General features: G+C 70.4%; 29 protein-coding genes. 15 read left to right on the top strand and 14 right to left on the bottom strand.

The genetic code is table 11. From position 1 onward, the window contains the following. Positions 1–40: 40 nt before the first annotated feature. A complete protein-coding gene (locus tag PKE85_RS13155; protein ID WP_271205219.1) occupies positions 41–208 on the bottom strand; it encodes a hypothetical protein in 168 nt (55 codons plus the stop codon). Positions 209–211: 3 nt separating this feature from the next. Next, positions 212–691, bottom strand: a complete 480-nt coding sequence (locus PKE85_RS13150; protein ID WP_271205218.1) for a pilus assembly protein N-terminal domain-containing protein — start codon at positions 689–691, stop codon at positions 212–214. Positions 692–1,034: 343 nt separating this feature from the next. Between PKE85_RS13150 and PKE85_RS13145 the strand changes: the two genes are divergently transcribed. From PKE85_RS13145 to PKE85_RS13105, 9 genes are all read left to right on the top strand, one after another. Next, positions 1,035–1,199: a Flp family type IVb pilin gene (locus PKE85_RS13145; RefSeq protein ID WP_271205217.1), complete on the top strand. Its 165-nt coding sequence runs from the start codon at positions 1,035–1,037 to the stop codon at positions 1,197–1,199. Positions 1,200–1,348: 149 nt separating this feature from the next. Next, a complete protein-coding gene (locus tag PKE85_RS13140; RefSeq protein WP_271205216.1) occupies positions 1,349–1,864 on the top strand; it encodes an A24 family peptidase in 516 nt (171 codons plus the stop codon). A gap of 148 nt (positions 1,865–2,012) precedes the next feature. Next, the gene (gene cpaB, locus PKE85_RS13135; RefSeq protein WP_271205215.1) at positions 2,013–2,798 is read left to right on the top strand and encodes a Flp pilus assembly protein CpaB; all 786 of its coding nucleotides are present in this window, start codon (positions 2,013–2,015) and stop codon (positions 2,796–2,798) included. Then, a complete protein-coding gene (locus PKE85_RS13130) occupies positions 2,795–4,363 on the top strand; it encodes a type II and III secretion system protein family protein (protein WP_271205214.1) in 1,569 nt (522 codons plus the stop codon). Before cpaB ends, PKE85_RS13130 begins: the two co-directional genes overlap by 4 nt. A 29-nt stretch (positions 4,364–4,392) precedes the next feature. Next, the gene (locus PKE85_RS13125) at positions 4,393–5,133 is read left to right on the top strand and encodes a CpaD family pilus assembly protein (RefSeq protein WP_271205213.1); all 741 of its coding nucleotides are present in this window, start codon (positions 4,393–4,395) and stop codon (positions 5,131–5,133) included. Then, positions 5,130–6,395: a CpaE/TadZ family protein gene (locus PKE85_RS13120; protein ID WP_271205212.1), complete on the top strand. Its 1,266-nt coding sequence runs from the start codon at positions 5,130–5,132 to the stop codon at positions 6,393–6,395. The genes PKE85_RS13125 and PKE85_RS13120 overlap by 4 nt, the downstream gene beginning before the upstream one ends. A 28-nt stretch (positions 6,396–6,423) precedes the next feature. Then, entirely contained in the window at positions 6,424–7,878 is a 1,455-nt protein-coding gene (locus PKE85_RS13115; RefSeq protein ID WP_271205211.1) for a TadA family conjugal transfer-associated ATPase, read from the top strand. Positions 7,879–7,900: 22 nt separating this feature from the next. Continuing rightward, positions 7,901–8,878, top strand: coding sequence for a type II secretion system F family protein (locus PKE85_RS13110; protein ID WP_271205210.1), 978 nt, complete (start codon positions 7,901–7,903; stop codon positions 8,876–8,878). Between the two features lie 16 nt (positions 8,879–8,894). After that, positions 8,895–9,869 carry a type II secretion system F family protein gene (locus PKE85_RS13105; protein ID WP_271206063.1) on the top strand — a complete coding sequence of 325 codons (975 nt, stop codon included), beginning with the start codon at positions 8,895–8,897 and terminating at the stop codon, positions 9,867–9,869. Between the two features lie 73 nt (positions 9,870–9,942). Here the strand turns inward: PKE85_RS13105 and PKE85_RS13100 are convergent, their stop codons facing one another. From PKE85_RS13100 to panE, 4 genes are all read right to left on the bottom strand, one after another. Continuing rightward, entirely contained in the window at positions 9,943–11,103 is a 1,161-nt protein-coding gene (locus PKE85_RS13100) for an osmoprotectant NAGGN system M42 family peptidase (RefSeq protein WP_271205209.1), read from the bottom strand. Positions 11,104–11,198: 95 nt separating this feature from the next. Beyond that, positions 11,199–11,489, bottom strand: a complete 291-nt coding sequence (locus PKE85_RS13095) for a type II toxin-antitoxin system RelE/ParE family toxin (protein ID WP_271205208.1) — start codon at positions 11,487–11,489, stop codon at positions 11,199–11,201. Beyond that, the gene (locus PKE85_RS13090) at positions 11,479–11,736 is read right to left on the bottom strand and encodes a type II toxin-antitoxin system ParD family antitoxin (protein WP_271205207.1); all 258 of its coding nucleotides are present in this window, start codon (positions 11,734–11,736) and stop codon (positions 11,479–11,481) included. The genes PKE85_RS13095 and PKE85_RS13090 overlap by 11 nt, the downstream gene beginning before the upstream one ends. 115 nt (positions 11,737–11,851) lie before the next feature. After that, positions 11,852–12,772, bottom strand: coding sequence for a 2-dehydropantoate 2-reductase (gene panE, locus PKE85_RS13085; RefSeq protein ID WP_271205206.1), 921 nt, complete (start codon positions 12,770–12,772; stop codon positions 11,852–11,854). Between the two features lie 356 nt (positions 12,773–13,128). Between panE and PKE85_RS13080 the strand changes: the two genes are divergently transcribed. Beyond that, the gene (locus PKE85_RS13080; RefSeq protein WP_271205205.1) at positions 13,129–13,431 is read left to right on the top strand and encodes an EF-hand domain-containing protein; all 303 of its coding nucleotides are present in this window, start codon (positions 13,129–13,131) and stop codon (positions 13,429–13,431) included. A gap of 240 nt (positions 13,432–13,671) precedes the next feature. Further along, positions 13,672–14,919 (top strand): GGDEF domain-containing protein, encoded by a 1,248-nt coding sequence (locus tag PKE85_RS13075; RefSeq protein ID WP_271205204.1) that lies wholly within the window; start codon positions 13,672–13,674, stop codon positions 14,917–14,919. Positions 14,920–14,923: 4 nt separating this feature from the next. Here PKE85_RS13075 and PKE85_RS13070 read toward each other — a convergent pair whose 3' ends face one another. The 3 genes from PKE85_RS13070 to PKE85_RS13060 are packed head-to-tail and all read right to left on the bottom strand — an operon-like array spanning position 14,924 to position 17,385. Continuing rightward, entirely contained in the window at positions 14,924–15,517 is a 594-nt protein-coding gene (locus tag PKE85_RS13070) for a Smr/MutS family protein (protein WP_271205203.1), read from the bottom strand. After that, positions 15,514–16,656, bottom strand: coding sequence for a murein transglycosylase A (mltA, locus tag PKE85_RS13065; protein ID WP_271205202.1), 1,143 nt, complete (start codon positions 16,654–16,656; stop codon positions 15,514–15,516). Before mltA ends, PKE85_RS13070 begins: the two co-directional genes overlap by 4 nt. A gap of 24 nt (positions 16,657–16,680) precedes the next feature. Next, a complete protein-coding gene (locus PKE85_RS13060) occupies positions 16,681–17,385 on the bottom strand; it encodes a Tim44/TimA family putative adaptor protein (protein ID WP_428981375.1) in 705 nt (234 codons plus the stop codon). 235 nt (positions 17,386–17,620) lie between these two features. On the opposite strand from PKE85_RS13060, the gene PKE85_RS13055 reads away from it, so the two are divergent. Continuing rightward, the gene (locus tag PKE85_RS13055; protein WP_271205200.1) at positions 17,621–18,073 is read left to right on the top strand and encodes an FxsA family protein; all 453 of its coding nucleotides are present in this window, start codon (positions 17,621–17,623) and stop codon (positions 18,071–18,073) included. Between the two features lie 143 nt (positions 18,074–18,216). Further along, positions 18,217–18,699: a protein-export chaperone SecB gene (gene secB, locus PKE85_RS13050; protein WP_271205199.1), complete on the top strand. Its 483-nt coding sequence runs from the start codon at positions 18,217–18,219 to the stop codon at positions 18,697–18,699. An 82-nt stretch (positions 18,700–18,781) separates the two neighbouring features. On the opposite strand, the gene dnaQ is transcribed toward secB, so the two are convergent. From dnaQ to PKE85_RS13025, 5 genes are read right to left on the bottom strand one after another with little or no spacing between them, the layout of a single operon-like run. Then, a complete protein-coding gene (dnaQ, locus tag PKE85_RS13045; RefSeq protein WP_271205198.1) occupies positions 18,782–19,495 on the bottom strand; it encodes a DNA polymerase III subunit epsilon in 714 nt (237 codons plus the stop codon). A 5-nt stretch (positions 19,496–19,500) separates the two neighbouring features. Continuing rightward, positions 19,501–20,088, bottom strand: coding sequence for a dephospho-CoA kinase (gene coaE, locus PKE85_RS13040; protein ID WP_271205197.1), 588 nt, complete (start codon positions 20,086–20,088; stop codon positions 19,501–19,503). Next, complete coding sequence (locus PKE85_RS13035; protein WP_271205196.1) at positions 20,085–20,927, bottom strand: shikimate dehydrogenase; 843 nt, start codon at positions 20,925–20,927, stop codon at positions 20,085–20,087. The genes coaE and PKE85_RS13035 overlap by 4 nt, the downstream gene beginning before the upstream one ends. Continuing rightward, positions 20,924–21,538, bottom strand: a complete 615-nt coding sequence (locus PKE85_RS13030) for a Maf family protein (protein ID WP_271205195.1) — start codon at positions 21,536–21,538, stop codon at positions 20,924–20,926. Before PKE85_RS13030 ends, PKE85_RS13035 begins: the two co-directional genes overlap by 4 nt. Then, positions 21,535–22,395, bottom strand: coding sequence for a pyruvate, water dikinase regulatory protein (locus PKE85_RS13025; protein WP_271205194.1), 861 nt, complete (start codon positions 22,393–22,395; stop codon positions 21,535–21,537). Before PKE85_RS13025 ends, PKE85_RS13030 begins: the two co-directional genes overlap by 4 nt. Positions 22,396–22,756: 361 nt before the next feature. Here PKE85_RS13025 and hemE point away from each other — a divergent pair, with 361 nt between their 5' ends. Both hemE and hemJ read left to right on the top strand, forming a co-directional pair. After that, entirely contained in the window at positions 22,757–23,821 is a 1,065-nt protein-coding gene (gene hemE, locus PKE85_RS13020; RefSeq protein WP_271205193.1) for a uroporphyrinogen decarboxylase, read from the top strand. A 203-nt stretch (positions 23,822–24,024) separates the two neighbouring features. Further along, complete coding sequence (gene hemJ, locus PKE85_RS13015; RefSeq protein WP_271205192.1) at positions 24,025–24,453, top strand: protoporphyrinogen oxidase HemJ; 429 nt, start codon at positions 24,025–24,027, stop codon at positions 24,451–24,453. Positions 24,454–24,658: the final 205 nt, after the last annotated feature.

Genomic DNA, 24,658 nt, shown 5'->3' with positions numbered 1-24,658 from the left:
CGAAGGTCTTATGTGATGAAGGAATGAGGCGCGGAAATCCCTACCGCGCGTAAGCGGCGGCGAGGTCGGCCGCGAGCGCGACCAGCGCGGAGTCGCAGGTGGCGAACAGCAGGGCGAGCGCCACGGGGGCGAGCGCGAGCAGCCGGGCGCCTCTGGAAAGGCTCCCGGCGCGGGCGAAGGCGATCAGCCGCGTCGCCGGAGCCGGCATGGCTTACTTGCCGCCGACGCCGCCGGAGGCGAGGCCGGCGCGCTGGGCGATCTGGGCGGCGGCCGCCTCGAACGCCTCCTTCTCGTCGCCGACGGCGAGCACCGGCTCGCAGCTGGGCGTGCAGGACAGGCTCTCGCGTTTGCCGGCGCGCTGGACGGTGACCACGCCGTCGAGGGCGCGGCGCACGTTGACGATGGTCTCCGAGACCACGTCGCCCGCGCCGTTCAGCAGCATGATGTTGGTGGAGCCGAAGCTCTTGCCGGTGACGATCATCACGCCGTTCTTCTGGACGGTGGCGTCTGCGATCATCGGGTTGCCGATCACGATGGTGGCCGTGCCCTCGGGCGCGCGCATGATGCTGGCGCGGTCGACGGTGACGTCGACGGAGCCGTTCGCGCCTTGCGCCGCCGTCGCGGCCAGAGCCGCGCAGGCCGCAGCGACCATTCCGCCCATGCGCAGCGTCGCCGCGATCCCCGAACCCATGACGTCGTCCCCGAAGCTGAACCGGGGAGCATTCAAGCGAAGAACGGTGAATGAACTGCTAACGCCGACGGACTCCGTATTTTCGAAACCGGCCGCACCCACAAGCCGAAGGCCGCATGGCCCTTAACGGAATCTTCCAGGCGCTCCGGAATTCAAGAAGTGATCAAAATTATACCTTAACCACGAAAGGATCGGATTTAATTCAGGTTGGTTTCATCGATCGGATTAACTCAATCGCAACAGGGCGGCGCCTATGTTCAGGACGTTCCGGCGCACCGACGAGCTTAGCCAAGGACGCGGGACTGGAGCTGTCGCAAATTCTCAAGTGTTCGGGAGAACTGACATGAGCATCCTCAAGCGTTTCGCCAAGGACGAGTCCGGCGCCACCGCGATCGAGTACGGCCTGATCGCCGTCGGCATCGCCATCGCCATCATCACCACGGTTCAGCTGGTCGGCACCAACCTGACCACCGCCTTCAACAAGGTCGCCACCAACCTCACCAAGTGATCCGTTCGCTTGAAGAGTGACTGTCGACGCTCCCTCGCCGACCGTTCCGGCCCGCCGGGCCGGAACGGGGCAGGGGTGATGCAGACCGCCGATCTCCGTCGCGGGAGACGGCGGTTTCGTCGTCTTCGGCCCCACGGAACGTATAGGCCATGACCGGATCGGTGACTCTGGACGTCTTCGTGCTGGCGGTGCTGCCCGCTCTGGTGGCGGTGGCCGCCGTGTCCGACCTTCTGACCATGACGATCCCGAACCGCCTCGTGCTGGCGGTGGTCGCAGCCTTCGCGGTGGCGGCGCCGGCCGCGGGCCTCGGCCCGGCCCAGATCGGCATGCATCTCGCCGCCGGCGCTCTGGTTCTGGCCATCGGCGTCGCGCTTTTCATTCCGGGCTGGATCGGCGGCGGCGACGCCAAGCTCGCCGGCGCGCTCGCGCTGTGGCTGGGCTTCACGCCGCTGCTGGAGTGGTTCGTCCTGTTCGCCCTGTTCGGCGGCGCGCTGACCCTGGCCGTGCTGTGGTATCGCGGCGTGCCTCTGCCGGCGCGGCTTGTGGGCGTGGACTGGCTCGCCCGCCTGCACCACCCGCGCTCGGGCGTGCCCTATGGGGTCGCGCTCGCCGCCGGGACGCTGCTGCTGCTGCCCGCCACGGACTGGTTTCGGCTGCTGTCCTGACGAAGCGGCGGCCACGCATGGCGCCGCGCGTAAGTAAAAGCCCTTAACCACGTTTGAAAATCCAGCATTAACCATGAATTGACGAATGCCTGCTTGAATCTCCCGAACGCCTCCGACGTCCGAGGCGGGGTCGGGGGAGACAGACGGGATGAGAGCCGCACGCATCGTCGTTTTGGGCGTCGCGCTGGTCGCGGGCCTTGGGGCGGCCATGCTGGCCGGCGGTGGCGGCGACGCGCCTGAGGCGCCCGCTCCCGTGGCCCAGGCCCCGGCGCTCGAAGTCCTTGTGGCCGCGAAGGATGTGGCTCTCGGCGGCGTGGTCCGCGCCGAAGACCTGCGCTGGCAGGCCTGGCCCCCGGAAGCGGGCAATCCGGCCTTCGTGACCCGGCAGGCCTCCCCGGACGCCATGACCGAGAACGCCGGCGCCATCGCCCGCTCGCCCTTCGTGGCCGGCGAGCCGATCCGCGCCGACAAGCTGATCAAGGGCGGCGGCTCCGGCTACATGGCGGCGATCCTGCCGGCCGGCATGCGCGCCATCTCGGTGGAGATCTCGCCCGAGACCGGCGCCGGCGGCTTCATCCTGCCGAACGACCGCGTCGACGTGGTGCTGACGCGCCGCTCCAGCGGCGCCGGCGGCCGGGACGACAGCTACTCCGAGACCATCGCCGCCAATGTCCGCGTCCTGGCGATCGACCAGACCATCGAGGACAAGGAAGGCGAGAAGGTCGTCGTGGGCAAGACCGCGACGCTGGAGCTGTCCCCCGCCCAGACCGAGACGCTGGCGCTCAGCCGCCAGCAGGGCGTGATCGCGCTGGCGCTGCGCTCGCTCGCCGACTCCGCCGCTGGCCCGATCGATCCCAACGCCCTCAGCTCCACGCAGCGCGACCGCGTGACCGTCGTCCGCTTCGGCGTCGTCACCCAGGGAGGCGCGCGATGAGCCCCGATCGCGCTCCCGCCGCCGTTCCGCCGTTCCCCACGGCGTCTCTCAAGCTCCGCCGTCAGGACTGGACCTCCATGCCCGCTCGCCTCGTTCCCGACGCCCGGCGCACGCTCGTCTCCGCGCTCGGCCGCAGCCTGCGCTCCGTGCTGGTCGCCGTCTGCGCCCTCTCGCTCGCGGCGCCGCTGCCGGCGGCGGCGGCCGACAAAGCCTATTTCTCGCAGGCGTCCGGCGTGGACGAGACGCGGATCGATCTCGGCATCGGCAAGTCCTACGCCGTCACGCTGCCGCAGGACGCCAAGGAGGTGTTCGTGGCAGACCCCACGGTCGCCAACGCCGTGGTGCGCACCGCCCGCAAGGCCTATCTGATCGGCGCCGGCCCCGGCCAGACCGACGTGAAGTTCCTCGACGGCGAGGGCCGCGAGATCGCCTCCTACGAGGTGTCGGTCTCCCGCGACGTGGGCTCGATCCGTTCCTCCATCGGCCGCTCCATCGACGGCGCCAACGTGCGGGTCGAGGGCGTCGGCGACGGCGTGGTGGTGACCGGTTCGGTCAAGTCCGCCCAGGAGGCCCAGACCGCGATCGACATCGCGGCCGGCTACATGACCGATCCCAAGAAGGTGGTGAACGCGCTGAAGATCGACGGGCAGGACCAGGTCATGCTCAAGGTCAAGGTCGTGGAGATGCGCCGCGACATCCTCAAGCAGCTCGGCTTCGACTACGCCGCCAATGGCCTCGACGTGTTCGGCGCCAAAGTCGTCGGCTCCACCTTGTTCCCCTACAGCGCCTCCGGCGCGACTCCCAGCAACCTGTTTCCTCCGATGATGGCGGGCGGCGAGGCCAAGGGCCTGCTGAACGCCCCTGTGATCGGCGGCTTCAACAAGGCGAACACCTTCGGCGCCCAGCTTCAGGCGCTGGAGCGCAACGGCGTGGCGCGCACGCTGGCGGAGCCGACCCTGACCTCGATCTCGGGCGAGAGCGCCCGGTTCCTGGTCGGCGGCGAGTTCCCCATCATCACCGGCTTCGACCGCGACACCGGCACCGCCCGCGTCACCTTCAAGGAGTTCGGCGTCGCCCTGAACTTCGTGCCGCTGGTGCTGACGAGCGGCCGCATCAACCTCAAGATCGCGACCGAAGTCAGCGAGATCGACACCACCACCGCGATCCAGGTCAGCGGCACGTCGGTTCCCGGCCTGAAGACCCGCCGCGCGGACTCGACGCTGGAGATCCCGTCGGGCGGCTCGCTGGTTCTGGCCGGCCTGATCCAGCAGAGCACCAAGCGGGCGGTCAACGGGCTGCCGGGGCTGATGCGCATTCCGGTGCTCGGCACGCTGTTCCGCTCCAACGACTTCCTGCGCAACGAGACCGAGCTCGCGATCTTCGTGACGCCCTATCTCGCCAAGCCCACCGCGCCGGCCAAGTTCGCTTCTCCGGACGCCGGCTTCGCCGAGCCCTCCGACCCCTCCGCCATGCTGCTCGGCCGCCTGAACCGCCTCTATGGCGTGCCGGGCAAGATCGACCCCAACACCGTGAGCCACCGCCGCGGCGGCTTCATCATCGACTGAGGCCTTAGGCGCTCATGGAGTTTCCTGCGATGAACGGCACGCTTTCCCTTGCGGTCCGCGGGCGCCTCGGCGCCGCGCTGATCGCGGCCACGGCGCTCACCCTCGGCGGCTGCCACGCCGACCGCATCGTCGGCGAGCCTTACCCGACCTCCTACGAGCAGCGGCACCCCATCGCGCTGAGCGAGGGCGCCGCCCGGCTCGACCTTCCGGTCGGCGCCGGCCGCGACGGCCTGACGCCGCGCCAGAAGGAGGACCTCCGCGCCTTCGCCGCCGAGTGGCGGCGGGACGGCCGCAGTCCGATCGCGATCATGACGCCGCAGGGCGGCCCGAGCGGCGCGGCCGCGTCCTATTCGATGGCCGCCGTCCGCTCCACGCTGGTGGGCGCCGGCGTTCCGGCGACCGCGATCCGCGCCCAGCGCTACGCCGCCGACGACCGCGAAGGCCCCGCGCCGATGCGTCTCGGTTTCGTGAAGCTCAAGGCCGGTCTGACGCACCAGTGCGGCCTGTGGCCGGAAGACCTCGGCTATGGCGCGGACTTCCGCGGCGGCGCCGCCAACGAGGACTACTGGAACTTCGGCTGCGCCGCCCAGCAGAACCTCGCGGCCCAGGTGGCCGATCCGGAAGACCTGGCGCGTCCGCGGGCGGAGACCGGCATCTACGCCGCTCGCCGTCAGACCGTGATGGAGAAGCATCGCATCAGCGAGATCACCTCCGCACGTTACAAGATCGAGGGCGCCTCGGTCAGCGCGGTTGGAGGGAAGTCCCAGTGAGCGACCGCACCCACACCGGCGACGGCGGGCCGTCGCACGTGTCCGACATCATCGCGCCGCTGCCGCGCGTCTCGATCCAGGCCTTCTGCGAGACGGTGGAGATCGCCCGCCTCATCGAGCAGGTGACGGCCGACCGCCGCATGGAGAAGGCGCACGTCAAGGTGCAGATGGGCGGCGGCGCCGCCGCCACCGAGGCCTACAAGACCGCCCCCACTCCCAACGTCATCATCATCGAGGGCGACGCCAGCCGCGCCCGCCTGCTGGAGACGCTGGAGAAGCTGGCGGAGGTCTGCGACGCCGGCACCAAGGTGGTCGTCATCGGGCAGGTCAACGACGTGCCGCTCTACCGCGAGCTGATGCGGCAGGGCGTCAGCGAGTATCTGGTGCCGCCCTTCGGCGTCATCGACATGGTGCGGGCGCTGTCCGAGATCTTCCGGGCGCCGGGCGCGGATCCCGTCGGCCGCACGGTGGCCTTCGTGGGCGCCAAGGGCGGCGTGGGGGCCTCGACCGTGGCGCACAACGCCGCCTGGGCGATCGCGCGCCAGCTCAAGCTCGACAGCGTGGTGGTCGACCTCGACCTCGCCTTCGGCACCGCCGGCCTCGACTTCAACCAGGACCCGCCGCAGGGCATCGCCGAAGTGGTGTTCGCGCCCGACCGGCTCGACTCCGCGCTGGTTGACCGGCTGCTGTCGAAATGCACCGAACAGCTCAGCCTGCTGGCGGCGCCGTCGACGCTCGACCGGGTCTACGACTTCCACGAGGACGTGTTCGACCCGCTGCTCGACATCCTGCGCGCCAACGCGCCCTGCAGCGTGCTGGACGTGCCGCACATCTGGACGGCGTGGTCCCGCCGCGCCCTGATCGCCGCCGACGAGGTGGTGATCGTGGCCGGCCCCGATCTCGCCAATCTGCGCAACGCCAAGAACCTGATCGACCTGCTGAAGGCGGCCCGCCCCAACGACGCGCCGATGCGGCTGGTGCTCAACCAGGTCGCGGTGCCGAAGCGGGCCGAGATCAAGGTCGCCGATTTCTGCAAGGCGCTGGATGTGGAGCCCTCGGCCGTCATCGCCTTCGATCCGGCGCTGTTCGGGGCGGCGGCCAACAACGGCCAGATGATCGCGGAGGCTTCGCCCGGCCACAAGGTCAACGAAACCTTTACCGATCTTGCGCGCAAGATCACGGGCCGGTCCGAGGCGCGGGCGACCAAGCGCAGCCTGCTCGAGCCGCTGAAGGCGCGGATGAACTGGAAGAAGGCCGGCTGACAAGCTGAAGGCCCAAGGAGCGCGACGCATGTTCGGAAAACGGGGCGGTTCGCCGTCTGCTCCCGCTCAGCAGGGATTCACCCGCGCCGCCCTCGGCGCGGGGCTGGGGGCGCAGGTCATCGACATCGCGCCGATCTCCATCGCGGACGAGCCCCGCGTCGCGCCGGCGGCCGCCAGCGACGGACGCCGCTCGGACGACTACTACCAGACCAAGAGCCGCATCTTCGGGGCCCTGATCGAGGCGATCGACCTGGCCCAGCTCGCCCGGCTCGACACCGAGAGCGCGCGCGAGGAAATCCGCGACATCGTCAACGAGATCATCGCGATCCGGAACGTGGTGATGTCGATCGCCGAGCAGGAGGAGCTGCTCGACGACATCTGCAACGACGTACTGGGCTACGGCCCGCTGGAGCCGCTGCTCGCCCGCGACGACATCGCCGACATCATGGTGAACGGCGCGGACAGCACCTACATCGAGGTCGCCGGCAAGCTGCAGCCGACCTTCGTCCGCTTCCGCGACAACGCCCAGCTCCTGAACATCTGCCAGCGCATCGTGAGCCAGGTCGGACGCCGGGTCGACGAGGCCTCGCCGATCTGCGACGCGCGCCTGCCGGACGGCTCCCGCGTCAACGTCATCGCGCCGCCGCTCGCCCTCGACGGGCCGACGCTGACCATCCGCAAGTTCAAGAAGGACAAGCTGACGCTCGACCAGCTCGTCCGCTTCGCCTCCATCAGCCCGGAAGGGGCCGAGATCCTCAAGATCATCGGCCGCGTCCGCTGCAACGTGCTGATCTCGGGCGGCACGGGCTCGGGCAAGACCACGCTGCTCAACTGCCTGACGCGCTACATCGACGAGGACGAGCGCATCATCACCTGCGAGGACGCGGCCGAGCTGCAGCTGCAGCAGCCGCATGTGGTGCGGCTCGAAACCCGCCCGCCGAACCTCGAAGGCGAGGGCCAGATCACCATGCGCGATCTGGTGAAGAACTGTCTGCGCATGCGCCCCGAGCGCATCATCGTGGGCGAGGTGCGCGGGCCTGAAGCCTTCGACCTGCTGCAGGCCATGAACACCGGCCATGACGGCTCCATGGGCACGCTGCACGCCAACTCCCCGCGCGAGGCGCTGTCGCGCCTGGAGAGCATGATCACCATGGGCGGCTTCACCCTGCCGTCCCGCACCATCCGCGAGATGATCTGCTCGTCGGTGGACGTGATCGTGCAGGCGTCGCGCCTGCGCGACGGCTCCCGCCGCATCACCCATGTGACCGAGGTGATGGGCATGGAAGGCGACGTGATCATCACCCAGGACATCCTGCTCTACGACATCCTGGGCGAGGACCAGAACAAGCGGCTGATCGGCCGGCACCGCTCCACCGGCATCGGCCGTCCGCGGTTCTGGGAGCGCGCCCGCTACTTCGGCGAAGAGAACCGCCTCGCCGCCGCGATCGACGCCATGGACGTCGACACGCCGCGCAGCGCCTGATCCGGACCGGACCCTTCAGCCCATGGACATGGATCGCCTTCCCTTCATCCTCCTCGCCGCGGTCGCTGCGGGCGGGGCCACCTACGCGCTGTTCTATCCGTGGCTGTCCGGCGAGAAGAAGCTGGAGCAGCGCCAGAAGCTGATCGGCGTCGACCGGCGGCGGGTGGCGACGGAGGCCGCCGCCGAGAGCCTCCGGCGCGGCCAGGTGGCCGACAGCCTGAAGGCCCTGGACGAGCGGCAGCGCCGCATCAACCGGCCGAACCTCGAGATGCGGCTGGCGCAGGCGGGTCTGAACGGCTGGAGCAAGGGCCGGTACTACGCCTTCAGCGGCGTCCTGGCCGCCGTTCTGGGACTGGCCGTCATGCTGGCCTCGGGCAGCCCGCTTGCGGGGCTGGGCGGCGCCTTCGCGGGCTTCTTCGGCGCGCCCACATGGATTCTCGGCTTCCTGAAACGGCGGCGCATCGCGCGCTTCCTGGTGGAGCTGCCCAACGCCGTGGAGGTCATCCTGCGCGGCCTGAAGGCGGGCCTGCCGCTCGGCGACTGCATCCGCATCGTCGCCAACGAGACGCAGGAGCCGGTCAAGGGCGAGTTCCGCGCCATCGTCGAAGCGCAGGCGGTGGGCATTCCCCTGCACGAGGCGGTGGGCAAGCTTTACGAACGCATGCCGGTGCCGGAGGCGAACTTCTTCGGCATCGTGATCGCGATCCAGAGCAAGGCCGGCGGCAGCCTGTCCGACGCGCTCGGCAACCTCGCCCGCGTGCTGCGCGACCGCAAGCGCATGAAAGCAAAGGTTCAGGCCATGTCGATGGAGGCCAAGGCCTCGGCCGCCATCATCGGCTCGCTTCCGATCATCACCGTCGTCGTGATCTCGGGCCTCAACCCCGGCTACATGAACCTGATGTGGACCACCGATCTCGGCCGCATCATGCTCGTGGGCTCGGCGCTCTGGATGATCACCGGCATTCTGGTGATGAAGAAGATGATCAATTTCGACATCTGAAGGCGTGGGGACCGTCGTGTTCAGCGAAATCTTCAAGGCGGCGACGGACTTTCACACCGCGGCCACCATCCTGGCGGGGCTTGCGGCCGCAGCGACGGTGATGTCGCTCGCCATGCCGCTGCTGGTGGACGATCCGCTGCAGAAGCGCATGAAGTCGGTCGCGACCGAGCGCTCCCGCATCCGCGCCCGCGAGCGCGAGCGCCTGATGGCGGCGGAGCGCAAGGGCATCCGGCGCGAGCCCAAGGCCTACATGCAGTCGGTGGTGAGCCGCTTCAATCTGGCCAAGCACCTCGGAACCGACGACGCCAAGCAGCGCCTGCAGATGGCCGGCTATCGCGGCCCGAGCGCCATGACCACCTTCCTGTTCTTCCGGCTGGTGGCGCCGCTCGGCTTCATGGTGTTCGCGCTGTTCTACCTGTTCGTGGTCAACGATCTCGGCCAGCCGGCGCTGATCCGCCTCGGCGGCGTGGTGTTCGCCACCTATGCGGGCATCAAGGCGCCGGAGCTTTACCTCAAGAACCAGATGGCCAAACGTCAGGCCGAGATGCAGCGCGCCTTCCCGGACGCGCTAGACCTGATGCTGATCTGCGTGGAATCCGGCATGTCGATCGAGGCCGCCTTCCGCAAGGTGGCCGACGAGATCGGAACCCAGTCGGTGGCGCTCGCCGAAGAGCTGACGCTCACCATGGCCGAGATGTCCTATCTGCAGGACCGGCGTCAGGCCTATGAGAACTTCGGCGCCCGCACCGGGCTCGAATCCGTCAAGTCGGTGGTGACCGCCCTGATCCAGGCCGACAAATACGGCACCCCGGTCAGCCAGGCGCTTCGGGTGCTGGGCCAGGACAGCCGCGACATGCGCATGGCCGAGGCCGAGAAGAAGGCCGCCGCGCTGCCGCCCAAGCTGACGGTGCCGATGATCCTGTTCTTCCTGCCGGTGATCTTCGTGGTGATCCTCGGCCCGGCCGTCATCCAGGTCATGAACCTGAAGTGAGGCCCGCGGCGGCCGGCGGCCGCTCCAAGCGCGGATCGGACGTCCGCGCTCTTCGCCACGCGCCGAGAGGCCTTCACCCGTCTGCGGGAAGGGTTTCGTCCGGCTCGATGTCCGGCTCCGCCGGCTCGATGGTCTGGTGCGGGAAGCCCTCGATCGAGCCCACCAGCTTGGCGTCGCGCTTGATGTCGATCGGGCTGGTGGCGTAGGCGGTCAGCAGTTCGGCCAGCGAGCGCAGCGCGTGCATGTGGATGCGCTCGTAGCCGTGGCTGGCGTCCACGCCGAAGGTGACGAGCGCGGTGCGCACGTCCGCCCCCGCCTCCAGCGCCGAGGCGCTGTCCGAGCGGTAATAGCGGAACACGTCGCGCTGGTGGCGTATGTCGTTGTCGCGGGCGAGCCGGATCAGCTCGTGGGTGAGGTGGTAGTCGAACGGCCCGGTCTGGTCCGCCATGGCGATGGTGACGCCGAACTCGTCGGAGGCCTGCCCCGGCGCGGTGGTGCCGTTGTCCACCGTCACCATGGCCGCCACGTCATGGGGCAGCACGGCGGCGGCGCCGAGCCCCACCTCCTCCGCGATCGAGAACACCCACCAGGTGTCCACCGGCGGCGTCTTCCCGCTGTCGACCATGGCTTTCAGCGCCGCCAGCAGGATGGCGACGCCCGCCTTGTCGTCCAGATGGCGGGAGACGATGAAGCCGTTGTCGAGAAACTCGGTCCCGGTGTCGATCGCGACGACGTCGCCCACATGGAAGCCGAGCCGGTTCAGGTCGGCGGCGTCCCGCGCCAGCGCGTCGACCCGCACCTCCACATAGGGCCAGCCGGTGGGCTGGGTGTCCACCTCGTCGGCGTAGGTGTGGCCGGACGCCTTCAGCGGCAGGATGGAGCCGCGATAGGCGCCGTGTTCGGTGAACACGGTGCAGCGGGCGCCTTCCGCGAAGCGGGCCGACCAGTTGCCGATGGGCACCAGCTCCAGCCGTCCGTTCGGCTTCAGGTACTTCACCTGCGCGCCGAGGGTGTCGAGATGGGCGATCAGCGCTCGCGACGGATCCTTGACCCGGCCCTTCAGCCGGGCGCGGATGGCCCCGCGGCGGGTGACCTCGGGCTCGACGCCGAGCCGCTGCAGCTCGTCCACCACCGCATGGGTGATGGCGTCGGTGAAGCCGGTGGGGCTCGGAATGGCGAGCAGCGCCTTGAGCTGATCGCCGAGATAGTCGATGTCGACGTCGAGACGGGGCATGAGACCTCAGCGCAGGCGAAGAAGGTGTCGGGGAGACGGCCGCGGCCATCAGGATAGGGCGGCGCGGCCCGGGGACGATAGGCGCGTCGCGCCGGTCAGAGGTGGCGCCGCCAGTCCCGTGTGGCGTGGAGCACGCGCAGGATCAGAACGCCGCCGTCGGATTCGACGCCGTAATAAATCGCGTGCAGGCGGTGAAACAGCACCCGACATGGCGGGTCGAGCTCCGGCCGGGCGACGCCGACGCCAGGGGCGTCGCTGACGAGATCGAGCGCGTCCAGGAGATCGGAAAAGTAAGCGTCGGCTTTTGCGACGCCGAAGTTTTCGACGCCGTAGCGGAAAAGAGCGAACAGGTCCGCCTTGGCCGCCGCCGTCGTCCTATAGGCCATCGCGCGGCGCCACGCCCGCCCGGGCGCGCGCCTCCCGCAAAAGCTCGTCCCGCGTGATCGTCGAGACCCCGCTCGCGCGGCCCTCGTCGATCAGGCGCTGAAGCTCGGCGATGCTGGCCTGTTTCTCCTGATCGCGGCGGATCAGGTCGCGGATGTAGTCGCTGGCGTTGCCGTAGCGGCCGCTTTCCGTCTGGCCCTCGACCCATTTCTTCATCAGGTCGGGCAGGGACACGTTCATCGTCGCCATGTTCGCCTCCAAAAGTCCTCCGAGGATGGCATGGATTGGCAATCTTCGCCAACCACGCAGTCCGCCGGAACTGGAGTCCCTTCCGGCCTTCGCGGCCCGGTCCGCGACGCCCGTGTCAGGTTGCGCCCGCCTGCCGGGCCGCATAGGCCTGCATGTGGGCCAGCGCCACGGCGAGAACCGGCGTGGCGAGGCCCGCGGCGCGGGCGCGGCGGCGCATGTCGCCCAGGATGTGCTCGTGCTCGGTGCGGAAGCCGTTCTCCGTGTCCCGCAGCATGGAGGCGGTGGCGGCCGAGCCCTTCGCGGTCAGCATGCCGAGGCTCTGGTCCAGGAACGGCTGGCGGGGCGGATGGCCGTTCGCCGCCGCGACCGAGGCGCATTCGCTAAGCAGGGCGCCGGCGAGGGCCTCGCCCTCCTCCGCCTCCATGATCTGGCCGACCGAGGCCCGCATCACGCAGGTGAGGCCCGCGAAGGTCGCGAGCATGGTGAACTTCTCCCACATGTCCTGCATCACGTCGGCGCTGAACTCCGGCCTGAAGCCGCCCGGCTCCAGCGCCGCGTGCAGCCGGGCCGCGGCGTCCTGCTGCCCGGCGGAGCGCGCGCCCATGACGAAGCGCTGCAGCCTGTTGAGATGGCGGATGGTCCCGTCGGCGGCCATGGTCACCATGATGTGGACCGAGCCGCCCAGCACCTTGTCCGCTCCGAAGCGGGCGTCCAGCGCGTCCAGATGGCGCACGCCGTTCAGGAGCGGCAGCACCACGGTCTCCGGCCCGACCGCGGGGGCGATCGCCTCCACCGCGCTGTCAAGATCGTACGCCTTGCAGGACAGCAGCACCGCGTCGAACGGCTCGGCGATTGCGGTGACCGCGGCCGCCTTTTGCGTGACGTCGCCATAGGGGCTCGTGATCACGAGGCCGTCGCGCGCGAGCTGCTCCGCGCGCCGCTCGCGCACGAGAAAGGTCACGTCCGCGCCGGAGGCGGCGAGCCGGCCGCCGTAATAGCCGCCGATGCCGCCGGCGCCGAGGATCAGAAGACGCATGACCGGATGTCTCCGCAGGAACCGCGTTTCACGAGGCCTTGTCCTATACCCGCGTGGCGCTCCCCGCCCAAGCCGCGCCTTTCGCCGCCCCGCGTTCCGGCCGGGCGCTTAGCCTTAAGACCAAGTCAGCGCTGCTGACGCGCCACGTGCGCCGCACCAAGACCTTGTCCCACATGCGTTTTTTAAGCGGCGAAATGGTGTCAGGCGCTGCAGTTCCAAGTATTCCCGAAGTGCAAGGGAAGTTTTGCCATTGATAAAGGCGCGACGGTAAGCCCCCGTTGCGGGGCCGCCAAAAAAGGCGGCCGGTCGTCGCGTGCGCACGCGGCGAGCGATAAACGCATAAGGGAGAAAACGCCATGACCAAGACCCTGGTCGCCATCGCTTCGGCGCTGCTTCTGTCCGGGGCGGCCGCCGTCGCCGCCGAATGGGCCGATTTCAAGTCCCTCGACACCGACGGCAGCGGCAAGATCAGCCGGGTGGAATGGGACAAGAACGTGGGCAAGCTGAAGCTTGATCCCGCGCCTGTCTTCTCGGCGATGGACACGGACGACAACAACGGCATCGACGAGGACGAGTGGGCCGCGGCGGAAAAGCTCGCCAAGGGCTACACCGAGCGCTGCCGCGAAGCCTCCGCCTCGTGGTGCAAGGACGCCAAGTGATCTCGTTCTCGTGACCGCGATCACGAGACGCTAGGCTCCGATCCGACGCCCGGAAGACCTGCTCCGGGCGTCGGACGACCGCCCTCCGGAAACCCCGCGAGGCCTTTTCCGCACGAAAATTTGGGGTTCCGGGCCGCCTAAGCGCGGTTCTTCCGCAGCGCGCCGCGCGCGAACCATGTATGACGCGGGCGGACACTCTGGCGTCGGCGCCCGCCGCGCGGTTCGTGCGGATGGACGGTGATGACCGGCGTTCTGCTGCTCACCCTGCAGGCCCTGCTCTATTTCGGCGTGATGGCCGCGCTGCTGCGCGCCCGGATCGCCTATGGCGTCGGCCTGTTCGTGTGCGCTCTCGGAGTGATGCACTTCCTCGAGACCTACCTGGCGGCGGTGTTCTTCATCGAACTGCCGTTCGGGCTGCTGTCGCCCGGCTCCACGGTGCTGTTCTCCGGCAAGCTGATGATGTTCCTCCTGCTCTACATAAGGGAGGACGCCGAGACCGTGCGCCAGCCGATCTACGGGCTGATGGTCGGCAACCTGCTGCTGGCGGCGCTGGCGCTGCTGCTGCGCCAGCACGAGCATCTGGCGCCGCTGCCCGGCTACCAGGCCGACATGCGCTTCATCGACCAGATCGGCGTGCTGATGATCTGGGGCACGGTGCTGCTGTTCGTGGACATCATCGCGCTGATCCTCGTCTACGAGCGCCTGCTGCGGGCGTTCCGGCGCCACGCGCTGCCGGCGCTGATGGCGAGTTCGGCGCTGGTGCTCACCTTCGACCAGATCGCCTTCTTCCCCGTGCTGCACTGGCTGACCGGAACGCCGCTCGGCGCCCTGACCGGCGGCTGGGCGGCGAAGATGGGCGCCGCCGCGCTCTACAGCCTGCTGATCGCGGGCTATCTCGCCCTGATCGAGCCCACGGCGCGGCCCTCGCCCTCGCGCCGGCGGATCTGGGACGTGTTCGACGCGCTCACCTACCGCACCCGCTACGAGGACCTGCTCGCCCGCTCCGCCGTGGACAAGCTGACCGGCGCCGGCGCCCGCAGCGCCTTCGAGGACTGGCGCCAGCAGCGCATGGAGCGGACGTCGGTGGATCCACGGGCGGTCAGCGTGCTGATGGCGGACGTGGACCACTTCAAGGCCGCCAACGACCGGCACGGCCATCAGGCCGGCGACGAAATCCTGATCCGGGTGGCGCGGGCGCTGATGGACGGGGTGCGCGAGGGCGACCGGGTCTACCGCTACGGCGGCGAGGAGTTCGTGATCCTGTGCGAGGGCCTCGACGACGCCGGCGCCCTGAGGCTCGCGGAGCGCCTGCGGACCGCGGTGGCCGCCGCCTTCGCGACCGATCCCGACCGGCGCGTCACCATCAGCGTCGGCGTCGCCACCTCGACGCCCGGCGCGGGCGACATCGGCCCGACGCTGCGCGCGGCGGACGACCGGCTCTACGCCGCCAAGCGCGCCGGCCGGGACCGGGCGGTGGGCGCCGGCTGAAACGTCAGCGCAGCGCGCCCGCCTTGCGGATGCGCACATAGAGCGCGCCCGCGCCGCCGTGGACGGCGTCCGCGGTCTCGAACCCCACAACCAGCCCGCGGGCCGCCGGCGAGGACAGCCACATGGGCACCGAGCGGCGCAGCACGCCGCGCTCCGGCCCGTACCAGTCGCCCACCTCCTGCCCCGGCCGGCCCTTGCCGGTGATGACCAGCACCACCCGGCAGCCGGAGACCTGCGCCGAAGCGAGGAAGGTGGCGAGCCGCCGGTGCGCCTCGTCCTGCCGCAGGCCGTGCAGGTCGATGCGGGCGTCGATCGCGACCACGCCCCGGCTGAGGCGGCGGCGCAGCTTCGGCTCCAGCGGCGCGAGCGGCGGCGCGGCGGACTTGCGAGGAGGCGCAGGGGCGGCGGGAGCGGGCGACGAAAGATCGGCGAAGGGGAGGGGCGCCGGCTTCGGCTCCTCCTTCGGCGCGGGCTCCGGCTCCTCGACGCGGGCGCGGGGCGCAAGCGGGGTCACCGTCTCCACCACCTTGTCCCACAGCGCGCGCTCGGCGGCGGAGAGCTGGCGGCGGCGGCGACTCCCGCCGCCCCGCCCGATCATGGCCGGTCCGCGCGCGGGAGCAGAACGACGAATTCGGTCTGCTCCCGCATGCCTCCGGCGATCGCGCCCGCGGCGTCGCCGGAGCCGACGAAATAGTCGCCGCGCGCCTGGCCAAGGATCGCGGAGCCGGTGTCCTGCGCGATCACGAGCCGGCGCAGAGGACCCCCGCCGCCCGCCGGCGGAAGCCGGCCCTCGATCCAGAAGGGAAGGCCATAGGCCCAGCGGGTGCGGTCGACCGCCATGCTGCGCCCGTCGGTGAGCGGCGCGGCCTGCGCGCCCCTCGGGCCGTCGGACGGCTTCAGCGCCGTGTCGACCTTGAAGAAGATGTAGGACTGGTTCTCGCGCATCACCGCGCGGCCCTCCGCCGGCCGGGCGGCGAGCCACGCGCGCAGCGCCTGCATGGAGGCCACGTCCTTCGCCATCTCGCCCCGCTGCACCAGAAGCCGGCCGATCGGCGTGAACGGCCGGCCGTTGCGGCCGTCATAAGCGATGCGGATCACCGCGCCGTCGTCAAGCCGGACCCGGGTGGAGCCCTGGATGTGGACGAAGAAGGCGTCGACCCGCTCGAGCCAGACCAGCGGCTTCGCGTCGGGCCCGAGCGCGCCGTCCTCGATCTCGGCGCGGGTGGGGAAGGGGGCGTGGCCTTGGGCGGTCCTACGCGCCGCCGTCAGCTCCGCCGGCACGCCCGCGGGGCGCGGCGCGCCGTCGGCGAGGTCCACCAGATCGGCCGGGCGCGCCAGCAGCGGCGTGTCGAAGCGGGCGGTGCGGTGGAGCGAGCCCCGCGCCTCGGGCTCGTAATAGCCGGTGAGGATTCCACGTCCTGCCCGGTACGGCCGGAACCAGCGCTCGAAGAAGGCGCGGGCGGACGCGGGGTCCGGGCGCGCTTTGGCGAGCGCGGCCTCGCACACGGGCGTGAGGGCAGGGGGCGGGGGAAGCGCGGCGCGCAAGGGCGGCGCGCCGGCCAGCATGGTCCGGCAGGAGACGCGGAAGGCGGCGAAGGCCCGCGAGGGATCGTCCTGGGCCCAGCCGTTCAGATCGGCGAAGCGGACGGGCTCGAGCCCCCGCTCGAACGACTGCGCGCCCGCGGGCGAAACGCCGGCGAGCGCGAGAACGAGCGCCACGGCGGCGCGGACGGACATGGGACGCGGCCTCCGGTCGTCGGATCAGACCGCTTCGGTCGCCACGAGACGCCAGTTCGGATCGCGGGCGTTGAGGTCGCGGGCGAAGGTCCAGACGTCCACCAGATCGGCGATCTCGGTCGGGCTGCCGTCGATCACCTCGCCGGCGCGGTCGCGGGTCGCGCTGATGACCTGGGAGACGAACCGCACCGTGAGCTGGGCGGCGCGGCCCGAGGTCTCGGCGGCGGTCAGCTCCGCCTTCTCGATCGCCACGAAGCGGGATTCCACCGTCTCGCCGCGGGCCTCCCGGGCGGAGATGGCGGCGTCGAACCCGTCGAACACCTCCTTCGCCAGCAGCGGCTTCAGCGCCTTGCGGTCGCCGGCGGCGAAGGCGGTGACGATCATCTCGTAGGCCGCGCGGGCGCCGGCCAGGAACTGGCGCGGATCGAAGTCCCGCTCGCTCTCGGCGATCTGATCGAGGCCGCGGGCCACCGCGCTGTCCGGCGCGGCGACGCCGGCCCAACGGTCCGCGGGGGGCGCGTCGTCCAGCGGATCCGCGTCCCGCACGGGCTCGGACGGCCGCTGGGGCTGCAGCGTGGGCCGGTCGTTGGCGGGCGGGGCGTCCGGCTGGGGTCCGCGGGACAGGTCGGTGGGGCGCCGCTCGTGGCCGGTCCGCGTTCCGAGCACGGAGCGCAGCTTGAAGAAGATGAAGACCGCCAACACGAGGATGATGATCGTGTAGATGTCGATGCCGTCGTTCATCTGGTCTCGCAACTGGTGTCGTGCGCGGCCCGTCGCCGCCTGTCCGTCATGGTCTATATGTGCCGCGCCCGCGCGTCGATCCAGTCGGATCGTCGCCGCGCGGGAACGGAACGCCTCCCGGCCCGACGCGAAGCCGTGAAGCGCGAGGGCCTTGCGGGCGCCCTGCGCCTCCCCACATGGAGCATGGCGGCCTGTTTCGCCAAGCTCGTTCACGGACACGTCAATGCCGCGCATCCTTACTCTGCTTCTGGCCCTGCCGATCCTCGAGATCGTCGCCTTCGCCCTGGTGGCCTCGGCCATCGGCGTCGGAAAGGCCATCCTGCTGCAGGTCGCGATCTCCGCGATCGGCATCGCCATGCTGGGTTCGCTGATCCGCGAGGCGCGGGCCGAAGCGCGGCGCGGCGGCGGCGTGCTGTCCATGGCGCTCGACGGCTCGCGCGGCATGCGCGGCCTCGCGGGCCTGCTGTTCGCCGTTCCGGGCTTCCTCACCGACGCGCTCGGCCTGCTGGCGCTGGTTCCCGAAGCCCGGCGGCGCATCCGCTGGCTGTTCACGGGCGAGATGGCTCCGGCCGCCGCACGGCCCCAGAGGCCGCGTTCCGCCGCGAAGCCCGAGATGGTCGACCTGGACGCGCGGGAATGGCGCGAGGTCGAGCCCGCCGCGCGCACCGAACGCTGAGCCGGAGACGCGCCCGTCTTTTCGGAGGACGGGACTTCCGACGCGCGCGGCCCTGTGTTACGCCGCGCGCGAACATGGGCCTTGGGCGCGGATGCGCTTCGCGGCCCGGCCGCGACCCTTCCGTCAGCGAAAGATCCTAACCCATGGCGAACACCAACGGCGCCCCGGACCCCAGCACCCTGCCGGCGATCAACGTCCTCGCCCAGTACGCCAAGGACATCTCGTTCGAGAACCCGAACGCGCCGCGCTCGCTCGCGCCGCGCGAGACCTCGCCGCAGATCGAGATCCGCGTGAACGTGAACGCCCGCAAGGTCGGCGAGCACGATTTCGAGGTCGAGCTGGCGATCGAGGGCCAGGCCAAGGACGGCGACACCCAGATTTTCCGCGTCGACCTGCTCTACGGCGGCGTGTTCCACATCGTGAACATCCCGGAGGATCAGCTTCACCCGGTGGTCATGATCGAGTGCCCCCGGCTGCTGTTCCCGTTCGCGCGCCAGATCGTGGCCGAGTCCGTGCGCAACGGCGGCTTCCCGCCGCTGATGATCGACCCGGTGGACTTCGCCGCGCTCTACCGCGCCCGCGCCGCCGACGAGGCCGCCCGCCAGCAGCAGGGCGCGCCGAACTGATCCTTTTCCGTTCGACGGAACCGAAAAAGGCCGCCGGGAGCGCATCCCGGCGGCCTTTTTCATGCGTCCTGCGGCGAGCCCGTCATTCTGCGGCGGCGGCGGCCTCCGGGTCTTCCAGGTACTCCCGCCAGGCGGGCGATCCGCCTCCGAGCGTCGCGATGAAGGCGAGGTGGGCGGCGTTCTCCTCGGCGGTCAGGCGGGGCGGCAGCGGAACCGGCCGCTGGGGCGTGCGCACCCGGCCGCGGGCGTTGAGGGCGTCCAGCGGCGACAGGCCGAGCGAGGCCTGCCGGCCGCCCAGCAGCTCCAGATAGACCTCCGCCAGGATTTCGCTGTCGAGCAGCGCGCCGTGCTTGGTGCGCTTGGAGTTGTCGATGCCGTAGCGCTGGCACAGCGCGTCGAGCGAGGCGCCGCCGCCGGGGTTGCGCCGCCGCGCCAGAGGCAGCGTGTCGACGATGCGGTCGGAGTACAGCTCCTCCCGGCCGCAGCGCTTCAGCTCCATGTTGAGGAAGCCCACGTCGAAGGCGGCGTTGTGGATCACCAGCGCGTCTTCGGCGATGAAGTCGAGAAAGCCGTCGATCACGTCGGCGAAGACCGGCTTGTCCGACAGGAACTCCGCCGAGAGGCCATGGACCCGGAACGCCTCGTCCGGCATGTCGCGCTCGGGGTTGATGTAGACGTGGTAGTGGCCGCCGGTGGGGATGCGGTTCAGCAGCTCCACGCAGCCGATCTCCACCACCCGGTCGCCCTTCAGGGGATCGAGGCCGGTGGTTTCGGTGTCGAGCACGATCTCGCGCATGGACGTCAGCCTTTGTGGGTCAGCGCCGCGATCAGGGCGCGCACCTGATCGCGCGCCGCCTCGATCCCGCGGGAGGTGTCGATGACGCTGTGGGCGCGGGCGCGCTTTTCGGCGTCGGGGGTCTGGCGGGCCAGCACGGCGGCGAAGGTCTCCTCGGTCATGCCGGGCCGCGCCAGCACCCGGCGGCGCTGCTCGTCCTCGCCGGCGCTGACCACGGCCACATGGTCCACGGCGCCGGCGCGGCCGGTCTCGAACAGCAGCGGCACGTCCAGCACCACCAGCGGCCGGCCCCCCCCGCGCTCCCGGGCCAGAAAGTCGGCCTCGGCGCGGCGCACCAGAGGATGAACGATCGCCTCCAGTTTCGCGAGCTCTTCGGGCCGCCCGATCACCCTCGTCCCCAGCTCCCTGCGGTCGACCACGCCGTCCCGGATCACGCCGGGAAAGACGGCCTCGATCAGAGGCGCCGCCTCGCCGGCGTAGAGCCGGTGCACGGTGGCGTCGGCGTCGTGCACCGGCACGCCTTCGTCGGCGAACAGCCGCGCGGTGGTGGACTTGCCCATGCCGATGGAGCCGGTGAGGCCGAGGACGATCACGCCGCCACGCCCGCGATGTCGGCGACGACCCGCGCCCGCAGCTCCGGCGTCACCTCGGGCCGCGCGCCGAACCAGCGCTCGAAGCCCGGAACCGCCTGATGCAGCAGCATGCCGAGCCCGTCCACCGTCCGCACGCCCCGCGCCTTGGCGTCCCTGAGGAACGGCGTCTCCAGCGGCACGTAGATCAGGTCGGTCGCCACCGCCCGCTCGGGCAGCTCGCCCAGATGAACCTCGAGCGCGCCCTTGCCCGCCATGCCGAGCGAGGTGGCGTTCACCACCAGATCGGCGTCCGGCAGCACGCGCCACAGCTCGTCGAAGCCGAAGGCCCGCCCGGCGCGGCCGGCGAGCGCGGCCACCGCCTCGGCCTTGTCGCGGGTGCGGTTGACCACCGCCACCCGGTCGAAGCCGCGGCGCCCGAGCGCATGGACCACCGACCGCCCCGCGCCGCCGGCGCCGATGACGACCGCGGTCTGACGTTCGCCCTCCCAGCCTGGGGCGGCCTCGTCCAGATTGGTCAGGAAGCCGAAGCCGTCGGTGTTGGCGCCGTGGAGCCGGCCGCCGTCCAGCCACAGCGTGTTGACGGCGCGAAGCGCGCCCGCCTCGCCGTCGGCCTCGTCCACCAGCGCGAAGGCGGCTTCCTTGTGGGGCGCGGTGACGTTGCCGCCCACGAAGCCGTTGGCGGCGAAGGCCCGCACGAAGGCCTCGAAATCCTCGGGAGCCACTTCCGCATGCTCGTAGGAGCCGGGAAGGCCGAGCGTCGTCAGCCAGTGGCCGTGGATCATGGGCGAGCGGGACTGACGCACCGGCCAGCCCAGCACGCAGGCGCGGGGAGCGCTCACGCCGCCACCGCGCCGGCCCGGCGCAGCGCCGCAAGCAGCGGCAGCAGGGGCAGGCCGAGGATGGTGAAGAAGTCGCCCTCCACCGCCTCGAACAGATGGGCGCCCACGCCCTCGAACTGGTAGCCGCCGACGCTCAGGCGCGCGCCGTCGCCGGCCGCGTCCAGATAGGCCTCGATGAAGGCCGGCGACAGCGTCCGCATGGTCAGGCGCGCCTGCTCCACCTCGGTCCAGAGCGCCACGCCGTCGATGGCGAGCGCCACGCCGGAGGACAGCACGTGGGACCGCCCCGACAGCCGCTCCAGCTGGCGGCGGCCCGCCTCCCGGTCCGAGGGCTTGGTGAAGCGTTCGGAGCCCAGCGCCAGCGTCTGGTCGGCGCCCGCCACCAGACGGCCGGGGAGATGCAGCGAGACCTCCACCGCCTTGGCGGCGGCGAGCGCCCCCGCCACGTTCGCGGGCGAGGCGCCGTCGCCGGTCAGCTCCGCCTCCACCGCCCGCTCGTCGATGTCGGCGGGCCGGGTCTCCACCGGCAGGCCGGCGCCGGTGAGGATGCTGGCGCGGATGGCGCTCTTGGAGGCGAGCGCGAGCGGGTGGGGCAGGGTCCAGAGCGTCATGTGGTGGCGATGTGTTCGGCGAAGCGTTTGGCGCGGTGCTCGCTCAGCATGGAGAGCACGGCGGCGGCCGTCTCCTCGATGGAGCGGCGGGTGACGTCGATGGTCTGCCAGCCGTAGCGGGCGCAGAAGCGGCGGGAGGCGGAAATCTCGGCCGCCACCGCCTCCGGGTCCACATAGGCGTCGTCCTGCAGCCGTCCCTCCATGCCGCCCTCGAGCCCGAGGATGCGGTTGTGGCGGATGGCGACGATCCGCTCGGGCGTGGCGATCAGGCCCACGATCAGCGGCTTGCGCAGCTTCTCCAGCCCGTGCGGCGGCGGCAGATCGGGGATGAGCGGGATGTTCGCGGTCTTCACGCCCCGGTTGGCCAGGTAGATCGAGGTCGGCGTCTTGGAGGTGCGGCTGACGCCGAGCAGGATCACGTCCGCGTCGGCCATGCCCTCGGTGAACTGGCCGTCGTCATGGGCCATGGTGAAGTTCAGCGCGTCGATGCGCTTGAAATAGTCGGCGTTGAGGGCGTGCTGGGCGCCCGGCAGCTTGGTCTTCTCGGCCCCGAGATAGGAGCGCAGCAGCGCGAACACCGGCTCCAGCACATGCAGGCAGGGGCAGCCGAGCGCCCGGCAGCGGGTCTCCAGCCGCTCGATCAGCTCCTCCTCCACCAGCGTGTAGAGCACGATGCCCGGATCGTCGGCGATCTCGCCCAGCACCCGGTCGAGCTGCCGGGCCGAGCGCACCAGCGGATAGACATGCTCGACGCCGGCGACGTCCTCGTATTGGGACACCGCGGCGCGGGCCACCGCCACCAGCGTTTCGCCGGTGGAGTCGGACACCAGATGGAAATGGAAGGCGCGAACGGGCATGGCGGTTCAGCGGGACCGGACGGGGAAAGGCGGGCGAGGCGCGGGACAGGCCGTGAATCCCGCGGTGGACGGCTGTGGACGACGGAACGCCCGAACGCCGCTTCGGGGCGGACAGTGGCCGAAGGGGCGATTTTCATCAACATCGATCCGCGCCGGGACAGGATTCCGGCGCCGGTGGACGGAATGAGCGGACAACCCCTCGACTCCTTCAGCTTCGAAGCGCCGCCACAGGCGTTAACGCATGGTTAACGATGCATGTTCTGTGGACGCCTTGTGGACCCCTTGGAATGGATGTAATCGGCCCCCCTAGAAAAAGAAGCAGAAGAGTCGATTCAGGATTCTTAGAGAAGGAGCCTTCGTGGTGAGCCAGCAGGGGACGGCAGGTCCGGATCAGGGCGACACGGCGCCGTTCCTGAGGGCGCTCGCCGGCGAGACGCTGCCGACGCCGCCCATCTGGCTCATGCGGCAGGCGGGACGCTATCTGCCCGAATACCGCGAGCTGCGCGCCCGCGCCGGCAGCTTCCTCGACCTCTGCTACACGCCGGAGTTCGCCACCGAGGTGACGCTGCAGCCGATCCGGCGCTACGGCTTCGATGCGGCGATCCTGTTCTCCGACATCCTGGTGGTGCCGCACGCGCTCGGACAGGACGTGCGCTTCGTGGAGGGCGAGGGCCCGCGCCTCGATCCGGTGACGACGCTCGCCCAGTTCGACCGCCTGAAGCCCGAGATCGACCTGGGCTTCCTGTCGCCGGTCTACGAGACCGTGGCGCGGGCGCGGGCGGCGCTGTCGCCCGAGACCGCGCTGATCGGCTTCTGCGGGGCTCCCTATACCGTGGCGACCTATATGGTGGCCGGACGGGGCGGCGACGAGCAGGCGCCGGCGCGGCTGCTGGCCTATGGCGAGCCGGAGACCTTCCAGGTTCTGATCGACCGGCTGGTGGAAGCCTCCGCCGCCCATCTGGTGGCGCAGCTTCAGGCGGGCGCGCAGGCGGTGCAGATCTTCGACAGCTGGAGCGGCGACCTGCCCCCGGCCGAATTCGAGCGCTGGTCGACGAAGCCGATCGCGGCGATCTGCGAGCGGGTGCGGGCCAGGGTTCCGGGCGCGCCGATCATCGCCTTCGCCCGCGGCGCCGGCGCCAAGTTCGGCGCCTTCGCCCATGCGGTGCCGGCGAACGGTTTCGGCCTCGCCACCGCCGAGGACCGGGTGGCCGCCCGCGCCGCGGCCCCTGCGGGCGCGGCGCTGCAGGGTAACGTGGACCCGCTGGCGCTGATGGCCGGCGGCCCGGCGCTCGACGCGGCCGTGGACGCCTGCCTCCGGGACCTTGGCTCCGGCCCGTTCATCCTCAACCTCGGCCACGGGGTGCGGCAGCACACGCCCCCGGAGCATGTGGCCCAGCTGGTGGCGCGGGCGCGGCGGACCGGTTAAAAGCCGTCAAAGCCGTTTGAAATTGGAGCTCTCCGTCATGCCCGAGCTTGTCTCGGGCATCCACGACTGGAACGCTCAGGCCTGCGTTCCACCAAAAAATCGTGGATACCCGCGCTCCGCGCGGGCATGACGAAATCTGGACAGCGGCTCTGGCAATTTCCAGACAGGCTCTTGAAGCCTCAAAGCCGGGACGGGGCGCGCCGATGGATCTCTACGGCTGGATCAAGACCCTGCATGTGGTCGCCATCATCTCCTGGATGGCGGCGATCCTCTATCTGCCCCGGCTGTTCGTGTACCACTGCGCCGCCGCGCCGGGATCGGAGACCTCCGAGACCTTCAAGGTGATGGAGCGGCGGCTGCTCAACGCCATCGGCCGGCCGGCCATGGCCGTGGCCTGGGTCGCGGGCCTCGCGATGATCTGGATGGCGGGCTGGTGGTCGTCGGGCTGGATGCACGCCAAGCTGGCGCTGGTGGCGGCGCTTTCGGCCTACACCGAGGTTCTCGGCCGCTGGGTCAAGGATTTCGCCGCCGACCGCAACGCGCGCAGCCACCGCTTCTACCGGTTCATGAACGAGGTTCCGACCCTGCTGATGATCCTGATCGTCGCGCTTGTGATCCTCAAACCGTTCTGATCTTGCTTTTTCGTGGGCCTCGCCTCTTGTCGGGCGCGTCCCCGATGGTTTATGTGAAAGCCACTCCCTACGCAGCGCCATAGCGTTCCGGCCCGTTCGAGGCTGGAGCCGGCTCCGCCTTCGGACGGTTTCGTCCGGCGCGCGACGCTCAGGAGGCGACGGGCGGCTCGCCCCAATCGAGCCTTCCGCCCCGCCTGCGAACGAC

It is taken from the genome of Methylopila jiangsuensis, assembly GCF_027922305.1.
Classification (GTDB): domain Bacteria; phylum Pseudomonadota; class Alphaproteobacteria; order Rhizobiales; family Methylopilaceae; genus Methylopila; species Methylopila jiangsuensis.
This window is presented reverse-complemented; position numbering and strand designations above follow the sequence as displayed.

Bases quoted from the DNA above. Each gene is read 5' to 3' on its own strand.
- dnaQ (WP_271205198.1), bottom strand. From the start codon at position 19,495: ATGCGCGAGATCGTGCTCGACACCGAAACCACCGGCCTCGATCCCCTG.
- PKE85_RS13115 (WP_271205211.1), top strand. From the start codon at position 6,424: ATGTTCGGAAAACGGGGCGGTTCGCCGTCTGCTCCCGCTCAGCAGGGA.
- PKE85_RS13055 (WP_271205200.1), top strand. From the start codon at position 17,621: ATGCCGCGCATCCTTACTCTGCTTCTGGCCCTGCCGATCCTCGAGATC.
- PKE85_RS13145 (WP_271205217.1), top strand. From the start codon at position 1,035: ATGAGCATCCTCAAGCGTTTCGCCAAGGACGAGTCCGGCGCCACCGCG.
- PKE85_RS13025 (WP_271205194.1), bottom strand. From the start codon at position 22,395: ATGCCCGTTCGCGCCTTCCATTTCCATCTGGTGTCCGACTCCACCGGC.
- PKE85_RS13155 (WP_271205219.1), bottom strand. From the start codon at position 208: ATGCCGGCTCCGGCGACGCGGCTGATCGCCTTCGCCCGCGCCGGGAGC.
- secB (WP_271205199.1), top strand. From the start codon at position 18,217: ATGGCGAACACCAACGGCGCCCCGGACCCCAGCACCCTGCCGGCGATC.
- PKE85_RS13030 (WP_271205195.1), bottom strand. From the start codon at position 21,538: ATGACGCTCTGGACCCTGCCCCACCCGCTCGCGCTCGCCTCCAAGAGC.
- PKE85_RS13090 (WP_271205207.1), bottom strand. From the start codon at position 11,736: ATGGCGACGATGAACGTGTCCCTGCCCGACCTGATGAAGAAATGGGTC.
- PKE85_RS13150 (WP_271205218.1), bottom strand. From the start codon at position 691: ATGGGTTCGGGGATCGCGGCGACGCTGCGCATGGGCGGAATGGTCGCT.
- PKE85_RS13070 (WP_271205203.1), bottom strand. From the start codon at position 15,517: ATGATCGGGCGGGGCGGCGGGAGTCGCCGCCGCCGCCAGCTCTCCGCC.
- PKE85_RS13125 (WP_271205213.1), top strand. From the start codon at position 4,393: ATGAACGGCACGCTTTCCCTTGCGGTCCGCGGGCGCCTCGGCGCCGCG.
- panE (WP_271205206.1), bottom strand. From the start codon at position 12,772: ATGCGTCTTCTGATCCTCGGCGCCGGCGGCATCGGCGGCTATTACGGC.
- PKE85_RS13130 (WP_271205214.1), top strand. From the start codon at position 2,795: ATGAGCCCCGATCGCGCTCCCGCCGCCGTTCCGCCGTTCCCCACGGCG.
- mltA (WP_271205202.1), bottom strand. From the start codon at position 16,656: ATGTCCGTCCGCGCCGCCGTGGCGCTCGTTCTCGCGCTCGCCGGCGTT.
- PKE85_RS13095 (WP_271205208.1), bottom strand. From the start codon at position 11,489: ATGGCCTATAGGACGACGGCGGCGGCCAAGGCGGACCTGTTCGCTCTT.
- PKE85_RS13075 (WP_271205204.1), top strand. From the start codon at position 13,672: ATGACCGGCGTTCTGCTGCTCACCCTGCAGGCCCTGCTCTATTTCGGC.
- cpaB (WP_271205215.1), top strand. From the start codon at position 2,013: ATGAGAGCCGCACGCATCGTCGTTTTGGGCGTCGCGCTGGTCGCGGGC.
- PKE85_RS13140 (WP_271205216.1), top strand. From the start codon at position 1,349: ATGACCGGATCGGTGACTCTGGACGTCTTCGTGCTGGCGGTGCTGCCC.
- PKE85_RS13100 (WP_271205209.1), bottom strand. From the start codon at position 11,103: ATGCCCCGTCTCGACGTCGACATCGACTATCTCGGCGATCAGCTCAAG.
- hemJ (WP_271205192.1), top strand. From the start codon at position 24,025: ATGGATCTCTACGGCTGGATCAAGACCCTGCATGTGGTCGCCATCATC.
- PKE85_RS13080 (WP_271205205.1), top strand. From the start codon at position 13,129: ATGACCAAGACCCTGGTCGCCATCGCTTCGGCGCTGCTTCTGTCCGGG.
- PKE85_RS13110 (WP_271205210.1), top strand. From the start codon at position 7,901: ATGGACATGGATCGCCTTCCCTTCATCCTCCTCGCCGCGGTCGCTGCG.